Annotated in this window: 2 protein-coding genes; both read left to right on the forward strand. The window is 62.0% G+C overall.

The features are described 5' to 3' along the window. On the forward strand, positions 1-581 hold a 581-nt coding region (locus tag EOA23_RS35010; RefSeq protein WP_145966620.1), incomplete at its 5' end, for a class I SAM-dependent methyltransferase. Positions 582-685: 104 nt separating this feature from the next. Then, on the forward strand, positions 686-982 hold the full coding sequence (locus EOA23_RS35015) for a type II toxin-antitoxin system RelE/ParE family toxin (protein WP_127307346.1): 297 nt from the start codon (positions 686-688) through the stop codon (positions 980-982). Positions 983-999 lie beyond the last annotated feature (17 nt).

The following is a 999-nucleotide window of genomic DNA, read 5'->3' on the forward strand; positions in this document are numbered from 1 at the left end:
GCAAATACTACCTGCTCGGCCGCGACCGGCTGATCGACGGGCTGGACGTGCCGCAAGGCGGCAGCGTGCTGGAGCTTGGCTGCGGCACCGGCCGCAACGTCGTGCTCGCCGCCCGCCGCTATCCCGACGCCCGCTTCTTCGGCCTCGATATCTCGGCCGAGATGTTGGAGACGGCCAATGCCGCCATCGCTCGCGAAGGTCTCTCCGGCAAGGTCAAGCTGGCGCGCGGCGACGCCACCGATTTCGACGCCAAGGCGTTGTTCGGCGTCGAGCATTTCGACCGCGTCTTCGTGTCCTATTCGCTGTCGATGATCCCCGGCTGGGAGAAGACGGTATCGGCGGCGCTTGCCGTGCTCGCCCCTGGCGGCTCGCTGCACGTCGTCGACTTCGGCCAGCAGGAAGGGTTGCCGCGCTGGTTCAGGACCCTGCTGCGCGGCTGGCTGCGGAAATTCCATGTCGAACCGCGCGCCTCGCTGCGCGACGTGCTTGAATCGGAATCGCAGCGCACCGGCGCAACCTTCCATTTCAGAACGCTTTATCGCGACTATGCTTGGCTCGGCGTGATCAAGATCGCCATCTAATTCCGCAACTCGATGCCACTGGCACGCCAGCAGGCGCGGCCAACAGCAGCGCAATTGCAACATGGCCCAAGGAGTGGTACATTATCCCCTCCTGGAAGCATGCGATGATCGTTGGATTTAGAGATGGATGGCTGCGGACCTTCTTCGTGGATGATACCCACTCCCGCAACATTCCGTCCGATCTCGAAAGCCGCTTGTTTCGCAAGCTCCAGATGATCGACGACGCTGCGACCGATCAGGATTTGCGCGTGCCGCCCAGCAATCATTTCGAAAAGTTGCGCGGCAGTCTCGAAGGCTTCCATTCCATACGCGTCAACAGGCAATGGCGGTTGGTTTTCCGCTGGGATGGCGGCCGGGGTGAGGCGTCGGACATCTACCTGGACGACCACAGCTATAAGTGAGGTGAGACATGTTGATG

Source organism: Mesorhizobium sp. M2A.F.Ca.ET.042.01.1.1, from assembly GCF_003997405.1.
Taxonomy (GTDB): Bacteria; Pseudomonadota; Alphaproteobacteria; order Rhizobiales; family Rhizobiaceae; genus Mesorhizobium.

Excerpts from the sequence above, each read along its gene's own strand:
- EOA23_RS35015 (WP_127307346.1), top strand. The coding sequence starts at position 686 with ATGATCGTTGGATTTAGAGATGGATGGCTGCGGACCTTCTTCGTGGAT.